A 7667-nucleotide genomic window follows, 5' to 3' on the forward strand; every position below is an offset into this window, starting at 1 on the left:
ACTTTATGGGGTCAGTCCACCTTAACGGAGCATTTGTTATTGGATTAGAAATCAACAGTCATGGAAAGTTTCAACGTGCGCGGGTCACTTTGCGTAATATACGAGCCGCTGTCGTCGATGGACGCCCAGTATTTCTCGTTGGTCACGTTTTCCACGTTGGCACGCCAGGTCAGCGTCTGGTCGTTCACTTTCGTGCTGTAACGCACGCCGAGATCGAGCCGCGTCCAGCCGTTGAGCTTCAGGCTGTTGTCCACGTTGGCATACTGGGAGCCGGTGCGGATAAGCGTCCCGGTCGCGGTCAGGTTTTGCACCCACGGCAGATCCCATTCGCCGCCTACGGACCAAGAGTAGCGAGGTACGCCAATAGCGTCTTTGCCATCATTGGTGCTACCGCTGGTTTTAACCATCTCAGGCTGAAGCCACAGCGCGCTGCCCAGCAGGCGCACGCCATACATCGGCTCACCAAAGACGTTCAGCTCCATACCGCGGCTACGCTGCTCACCGTAGAGGCCGTAAACGTTGTTGCTGTCGACCATCCCCACCGGCTTTTTGACCTCAAACAGCGCCATGCTCCCGCCCACGCGGCCGAAGTCCATCTTCACACCGACTTCGTTCTGCTTCGACTGCACGATACCGACCACGTTACCGGCATTGGTCGCTTTGGACGTTGCCGTTGGGCCAGGCTGCAGCGCTTCAATGTGGTTAGCATAGAAGGAAACAGGCTCCCACGGCTTCACCACCAGGCCATAAACCGGCGTAACTTTGAAAGCGTCAAAGCGCGATTTAGGATCTTCGACGCCGGTATAGCTGTAGTTGCGAACCCGCACTTCCTGGCGGCGAGCCCCCAGGGTCAACAGGACCTTATCATCCAGCGCAGAGAGCGTGTCGGAAAGAGAAACGCCGCCGGTAATCGTGCGGCTACGCTGGGTTGGATCGTCCATATCGCTGCCGGAAGCGACCGTCGGAAAACGACTGAGGTCGAGATAAGACGGATCGTAGATGTTATTCCCGACGGCAGTTTTACTGGACGACATGGTGTAGGCCGCACGGGTTTTGCGGTAAACGCCTGAATAGCCCAGGTTCACGCTGTGGCCGATAAAGCCGGTATCAAACTTACCTCTCACCCCGCCCATGCCGGAGAAAGCGTCGGCGATGTAGCGCGTAGAAAGGCGCGTCTGGCTGGTATTGCCCTTGTTATCAACAAACTTTGGCACGCTGTAATTGCCACGCTCGTCGGTTTCGCTGGTACCCAGCGCGCCATAAAGCGTCCAGTTGTCCTGCAGATCATACTCGCTGTGCAGGGCGGCAAAACGGCTGCTCATATCCGAATAAACCCACGGCTGCCCGTAGTTTGTCCGGTTATCCGGCACGTCAGGCATCTCCGTAATCGCCCCAACGCCAACGCCGATACGGCCATTATGCACCGTCATTTTCTGATAGCCGCCGTCGAAGGAAGTCCGCAGCTTATCGCCTTTGTAATCCAGCCCAACGCTTGCCAGCGACGTTCTGTCCTTCTGGCCGTGAACTTCGCTTTCGCCCTCGCGGTGAAGCAGGTTAACTCGCGCGCCAAACTGCTCGTTATCACCAAATCTGCGGCCGGTATCCAGCGTGCCGCCTACCTGCGAGCGCCCGGTATAATCCACGCCAAGCTGGGTATGCGGTTCACTTCCCGCCCGCTTAGGCTCGATATTGATCGCCCCGCCCACGCCAGAGCCACCCGGCGGCACGCCGTTCAGGAACGCCGTAGAACCTTTAATAACCTCCACGCGCTCCGCAATGGCCGTGCTCGTTATCTGGCGCGGCAGCACGCCGTAAAGCCCGCCGTAGGAAATATCGTCGCCGTCGAGCAGGAAACCTCGGATTCGGTAGGATTCGCCGAAGTTACCGTAGCTGCGCACGGGCTGCACGGTGGCGTCGTTGCGAATAATGTCGCTGATAGTATTGGCCTGCTTATCCTCAATCATTTTTGAGGTATAGCCGATAACGTTAAACGGCACGTTACGCGCATCCTGTTCACCGAGCATACCCAGGCGCCCGCCGTTGGCTACCTGCCCTTCCAGGTAAGCCGGGACCAGATCGTTACCGCCCGCGCTGAACTGATTATCCGGGGTAGCCGTTACGGTAATGGTCTCTTCTTTAGCGGCAGTTTTTTGTTGGGTATCTGCCTGAGTCGCGGCGACCGCAGGCAGGCAAGCGGCAGCGATCAACGCCGCAATCAGGCGAGGTTTAAACCCGGCCTGATGAGAAAATGGATGAGGCATCTAAAGTCCCTGGTAAAATTTAAAATGCAATAATGAGAACGATTATGATTTTGATCGTGATTATCGTTACCTGCTATGCCTTACGCAATAGCCAGATAAAGTACGGGGCACCGCAGAGCGTGGCCAACAGCCCGGCTGGGATCTGGAACGGGAAGAGAATACTGCGGCCCAGCCAGTCGGCCACCAGCATCAGACATGCGCCTAGCGCTATCGCCACCACGAGCTGAGGCACCGCGCGGCGGAAGCCGAGCATTCTCGCCATATGGGGAGCCATAAGACCGACAAAACTCAGCGGCCCGACGCATAACGTTGCGGCAGCAACTAATCCGGCTGCAAGGACCAAAATGCTGATACGCGAGCGGCTCAGGGCCACGCCAAGCGCCTGCGCGGCTTCGCCTCCCAGCGGCAGAATAGTCAGCCAGCGACGCACCAGCGGCGTAAGCCCTATCAGCACCAGCGCCATGCCGCCGCTCACCAAAGCCTGTTGCCCGGTGACTTTCCAGGTAGAGCCGGATAGCCACGTCAGCACCGCGCCGCTGCGAGGATCGCCGCTGGCCAGGTACAGCGTAAGCAGCGTGGCGAATACCGTACTCAGCGCAACGCCGGTCAGCAGCAGCCGGCCCGGTGCCAGCCCCGTTCGGGCTAAAACGAGCATCGCCAGCAGCGTGAGCGTCGCCCCGGCAAAACCAGCCGGAAGCTGCCACGCGCTTACGTCTCCGGGGACAAGAAACGTCAATAACACGATGGCGCAGGCCGCCCCGGAACTTACGCCCAGCACTTCGGGGCTGGCCATAGGATTACCGGTCATTTTCTGCACCAGCGTTCCGGCCGCCGCAAGCATTGCCCCGGCGGCAATCGCCGACAACACGCGCGGCCAGCGCCACTGCCACATTTCCTGTAAGCCCACAAACCAGCCCGCGCTTTCTCGCCCCACGCCCAGCGCCAGCAAAGCGACCAGCAGTAAAGCAGCACACATCAGCAGCACGGTGCCGGGTGACAGGTGGCGTTCCGCGGCAATACTGGCATCCTGAGTGGCGGCAAGCCGCTGATGGCGCAGGCGAGGTAATAGCCACAGCATTAACGGCGCACCGACCAGCGCCGTCACCGCCCCGGTCGGCAGTTCCTGCCAGTGGCTGCCAAGCCAGATAACCAGCTGATCGCTTAAAAGCAGCAGCAGGGCTCCGGTCGCCATGGAAGCCAGAAGCTTAGGCAGCAGGCGCCTTACGCCAAACATCCCGGCCAGAACCGGGGCAAACAGGCCAATAAACCCGATAACGCCCACCACGCTGACCAGCATCGAACTCAGCAGCAGCGCCAGAAACAGCCCGCCCACTCTAACCAATGCCAGCTTCATGCCCAGCCCGCGCAATACCGTGTCATCTAATGCCAGCATGCCCAGGGGGCGAATCATCAATACGATGAGTACCAGCCCGGCCAGCAGCCTTGGCCAGAGAAACTCCACGCCCGCCCAGTCATACTGGTTCAGCATCCCGCTGCTCCAGATAAACAGGTTTTGCAGGCGTTCATGATTGAACAGTACGAGGAAGCTTTTCACCGCGCCGCAATACAGTCCCAGCACAAGCCCGGCAAGGATCAGCGTGACCGGCGACATACGCTTGCCCCAGGCAGCACCCAGCACAATGCTGCCTACGACCATTGCGCCTGCCAGCGCCGCAAGCTGCCTGCCGGTTTCCCCTGCCCCCGCCAGAAAAAGCGTCGCAAGGGTCAGGCCCAGCTGCGCCCCGGCCGCAACGCCCAGGGTTGCCGGTTCGGCCAGAGGGTTACGCAGGATATGCTGAAACAGACAGCCGGCCAGCGCCAGCCCGGCACCGGTGAGCAGCGCCAGCGTTGTTCGCGGCAGCAGGCTGTAATGAAAAAGCATCTGCGAAACATCGGTGACCTGCGGTAGGGTTATCGCCTGCCACCAAAGGCCTGCGGGCAGCATTTGCTGAAAGTTGTAGCCGGTTAAAAACAGCGTAAAGGCACAGAGTAAAAGAAGGATTATGCGCACAGCGCCTCCGGCAAGAGCTGGCAGAAACGCAGCGCCGAGAAACTGCCGCCGTAAAACCATACCGCAGGTAGCAGGTGCAGCTGCCCGTCACGAACAAAGGGCATCACCTGCCATAGCGCAGATTTCGCCACCGTTTTCACCGGATCGTCATCGCCATGCATAAAACACAGCGCCGTGACATTCTCCAGCCTGACCAGCGTTTCAATCCCCACCACGGCACTCCCCCAGGCATTGGTTTTCCCGTCCCAGGCATTGCGCATCCCCAACCGCTCCAGCAAATCATTGAACAGGCTGCTGCGGCCAAAAATCATCACCCGCCGGCTATCGAGAAACGAGAACATCACCAGCGGCCTCGGGTCAGACGGGAGTTTTTCACGCGTGGAAGCAATGCCCTGGTGAAGCTGTGCCAGATGATCGACAGCCTGTTGCTCGCGCCCCAGGAACTGCCCGAGCCTGATTAAATCTTTCTCCAGCAGCGCCAACGGGCGCCCGCTGGCGTCATTGAACGCCGTCGACCAGCAGGGAGCGATTGGCTTTAAGTCTGACTCGGCGGGGCCAAAACCTTTGGAGATTAGAAATAGCGAAGGGTTGAGGCGCTGCATTAATTCGCGGTTAGGCTCGTTTCGCAGCCCAACGTCAACGACGGTATCAGGCAGCTTTGGCTCCCCAACCCAGCGGTGATAATTGCGTTTATCGGCGATAGCCAGCGGCATGATGCCGAGCGCCAGCAGCATTTCGACCGGCCGCCACTCCAAGGCAATAATACGGCTTGGGTCAAAACGCTGCGCCTGGGCGCGGCCCGGAAAAATTGTGGCCAGAGGCAGTAAAGCGGAAAACGCCAGCAAACGCCGACGGCTGAGAGAAACGTCCATATAAATAGCAATAGTTATCGTTCTAATTAAGTTTTACGTATTATGCCGCCGCCCGCCGACAACGCAATCAAAAACTCAGCCGATAGCCACCGCTCGTTCTACGGAAAAATCAGCTGCAAACGCCTCAGACCCACAGCAGGCAATCAGCCATTCGCCGCAGGTAATATGCTGCAAATGCAGGTTCGGCGGGCAAAGCGTTTCCAGCGGGAGCGACAGCTCCGGTATTTGCCAGACCGTCCCGCCCCGCTGCTTCACGACCGCTTCGTGGGCCGTCCACAAACGCCAGAATGCCGTCAGCTGCTGCGCTTCAGGCAGCCCTTCCAGCCAGTCATTAAGCGCCGGGGAAAAACTGTGCTTCGCCACCGCCTGCCAGCGCTTACGCGGGCGCAGCAGCTCCATGTCGCAGCCAACGGGCTTGTTGCCCGTCAGTACCGCAACGGCGTCGGCGCTGTTAGAAATATTGAATTCAGGCAGATACGGGTGCCAGGGTTTACCGTGAGAACCGTTTTGCAGCGGCGGCAAAGCGCCGTTATCCAGCAGCTGCGCTAAAAGCACTCGCCCGGCAAGCCATGCAGAGCGGCGCGCGCCCTGTGGCGCCATAGCGATCAGCGCCTCCGACAGCCAGCGCTCCACGGATTGCGGATCGCAAAGGTGCCCTACTCTCCCCACGGCAAGCCGGTAATGTGCATCAGAAGACAAAGCGTTTGCGCTCTTCCCGGGTAAGTTTCTGGGGTTCTGGCTGATAATGGCTGAAGGTTATCTCCGTCGAGTCCTCCTCAACGTCGTGAAGCTCAACACGATCGAGAGACTTCTCGCCATAAAGCGTTATGGAGCGGAACAGTCCGCTAAGCGTTTCATCAGAGGGAATCAACACCAGCCGCCATTTCCCCTGTCCGAGATCGGAAAATTCACTGATGAAGTCTTTCTCCAGCGTTTTACGGTCGATATAAAACAGCGTGCGCAACAGTTGGTTGAACTGGAACATTTGCGGGTTACTCTGTGCCGTAATGGCCTGAGGAGGCTGGTTACCCATCACCTGCACCATGCGGTTATCGCCCACGATCAGCCGCATCGGGAAAGGCTGACGCTGCTGCCACCACAGCCCTTTATTCTTCGCTACCACGACTCGCCCGCTGGAATGCAGCGGCTGGGCCATGCCTTTTATCTGGCGCTCCTGCTCAAACTGAGCCCGCATAACGGGCGCAGCGGCAAAACGCTTTTGGATTTCATCCAGCGTCACCGCGCCGGTCGCCTGAGCCACCAGCAGAAGAGAGAGAAGCAAACTTTTTTTCACAGCACTAGCCCTATACCCTGAATCTAAATCGACGTGGGCTAGTTTACTCTGCAACGTGGTCTGAAACCAAAAGGAGAAGGCCCGTCGGTGAAACGGGCCAGGAGACTATTGATAAGTCACGTGCAAAACGGCGGTTTTGTGCTGTGAGTCGAGATACTGCACGCGGGTTTGCATCGTGCTGTCGTTATGCACGGTTACGCCATCAAGGGAACTAAGGGCCACGGTTTGGGTGACAGGTTTGCCTTTTTCGGTACAGGTCATTGCAACACTGGAACTTGCAGGCGCCCACTGACAGCCGCCTTCTACTATTTCACCCCGAAAATGGATAATGCCAGAGGAAGCGGCCTGGGATAACGGCGTAACCGCCACGCTCAGCGCCAGACAAAGCAAATACTTCGTATAAATTGCTTTCACGTTCATTACTCCTCGATTGCTGTCGTCCCTGAAGGTTATCGGCAGAAAATCAAAGATAATTAAACAGTGATCGATGTTTTTTATTCTTGCAATACCTCCGTCACATATATTTATTCTTCGTCAAGGTTTGCCCGGCTCTCGCCACTGCTGTTCAAGGTGAAATGCTTTCCCGTCGCTCAACGTGACGGTCACCGTAACGCTGTCGCCGGGGTCAATGTTCAGACTGAGCTGCGACAGCGCGACCTCTTCGTGGGCTTTGATGAACAGTTCACTGCTTTGACGGCTGGTGCTTTGCCCGGACGTCCCGCTTTTATTGGCCACCAGCGTCATTGTGCACTGGCAATCTGCGGCAAGCGTGGCCACGGGCGTAATGGTGTAAATGTTCTCCTGCTGCCGGGTATTAAACGTCAGCTGGCTTGAAAGCGCGGCAAGCAACACCAGGGTATGCATACGACCTCCAAAGAAAAACAGGGCCTGAGGCCCTGTTTACACGGCTGCCTGGCTGTCTTAATACTGAGAAGCCGTGGCGTGGTTGCCGTTACCGAACTGGGTGACTGAAACCAGCGAACTTGATGCCGTCTGGTTAACCACCGCGCCGTTGTTGGTCCCGAACTGCTGAACGTCGATCTGCGCGTTTTTACCGTTCCACTGGCTGATAGTGGCGTTATTACCATAGCCGTCCTGCAGCAATTTAATATCGCTGCTGTCGGAACCCTGGCCAACTTTTGCCCCGTTTACGGTGCCCAGCTGTTTAATATCCGTCTTCGAATAGAAAGCATTCGACTGCAGTGCTGTGGGGTAATGACTCCAACTTA

8 protein-coding genes are annotated in these 7667 nt (G+C 57.7%); all 8 read right to left on the reverse strand.

All coding sequences use genetic code 11. The features are described 5' to 3' along the window. Window positions 1-44: 44 nt before the first annotated feature. Window positions 45-2261, reverse strand: a complete 2217-nt coding sequence (locus tag HX778_RS24730; protein ID WP_176983337.1) for a TonB-dependent siderophore receptor — start codon at window positions 2259-2261, stop codon at window positions 45-47. Between the two features lie 73 nt (window positions 2262-2334). Beyond that, complete coding sequence (gene fhuB, locus HX778_RS24735) at window positions 2335-4332, reverse strand: Fe(3+)-hydroxamate ABC transporter permease FhuB (protein ID WP_304515780.1); 1998 nt, start codon at window positions 4330-4332, stop codon at window positions 2335-2337. Then, window positions 4263-5144 (reverse strand): Fe(3+)-hydroxamate ABC transporter substrate-binding protein FhuD, encoded by an 882-nt coding sequence (gene fhuD / locus HX778_RS24740; RefSeq protein ID WP_176983339.1) that lies wholly within the window; start codon window positions 5142-5144, stop codon window positions 4263-4265. Before fhuD ends, fhuB begins: the two co-directional genes overlap by 70 nt. A 75-nt stretch (window positions 5145-5219) precedes the next feature. Beyond that, on the reverse strand, window positions 5220-5843 hold the full coding sequence (locus HX778_RS24745) for a 4'-phosphopantetheinyl transferase superfamily protein (protein WP_144244027.1): 624 nt from the start codon (window positions 5841-5843) through the stop codon (window positions 5220-5222). Next, window positions 5833-6438 carry an outer membrane lipoprotein carrier protein LolA gene (locus HX778_RS24750; protein ID WP_038473766.1) on the reverse strand — a complete coding sequence of 202 codons (606 nt, stop codon included), beginning with the start codon at window positions 6436-6438 and terminating at the stop codon, window positions 5833-5835. The genes HX778_RS24745 and HX778_RS24750 overlap by 11 nt, the downstream gene beginning before the upstream one ends. A 105-nt stretch (window positions 6439-6543) precedes the next feature. Continuing rightward, the gene (locus HX778_RS24755; RefSeq protein WP_038482776.1) at window positions 6544-6852 is read right to left on the reverse strand and encodes a hypothetical protein; all 309 of its coding nucleotides are present in this window, start codon (window positions 6850-6852) and stop codon (window positions 6544-6546) included. Between the two features lie 120 nt (window positions 6853-6972). Continuing rightward, window positions 6973-7302 (reverse strand): curli assembly chaperone CsgC, encoded by a 330-nt coding sequence (gene csgC / locus HX778_RS24760; RefSeq protein ID WP_176983340.1) that lies wholly within the window; start codon window positions 7300-7302, stop codon window positions 6973-6975. A gap of 57 nt (window positions 7303-7359) precedes the next feature. Next, window positions 7360-7667 (reverse strand): major curlin subunit CsgA (locus HX778_RS24765; RefSeq protein ID WP_176983341.1); only part of this gene is annotated, 308 nt, incomplete at its 5' end.

It is taken from the genome of Cedecea sp. P7760, assembly GCF_013386425.1.
Classification (GTDB): Bacteria; Pseudomonadota; Gammaproteobacteria; order Enterobacterales; family Enterobacteriaceae; genus Cedecea; species Cedecea selenatireducens.

Bases quoted from the DNA above. Each gene is read 5' to 3' on its own strand.
- fhuD (WP_176983339.1), bottom strand. From the start codon at position 5,144: ATGGACGTTTCTCTCAGCCGTCGGCGTTTGCTGGCGTTTTCCGCTTTA.
- HX778_RS24730 (WP_176983337.1), bottom strand. From the start codon at position 2,261: ATGCCTCATCCATTTTCTCATCAGGCCGGGTTTAAACCTCGCCTGATT.
- csgC (WP_176983340.1), bottom strand. From the start codon at position 7,302: ATGCATACCCTGGTGTTGCTTGCCGCGCTTTCAAGCCAGCTGACGTTT.
- fhuB (WP_304515780.1), bottom strand. From the start codon at position 4,332: ATGGTTTTACGGCGGCAGTTTCTCGGCGCTGCGTTTCTGCCAGCTCTT.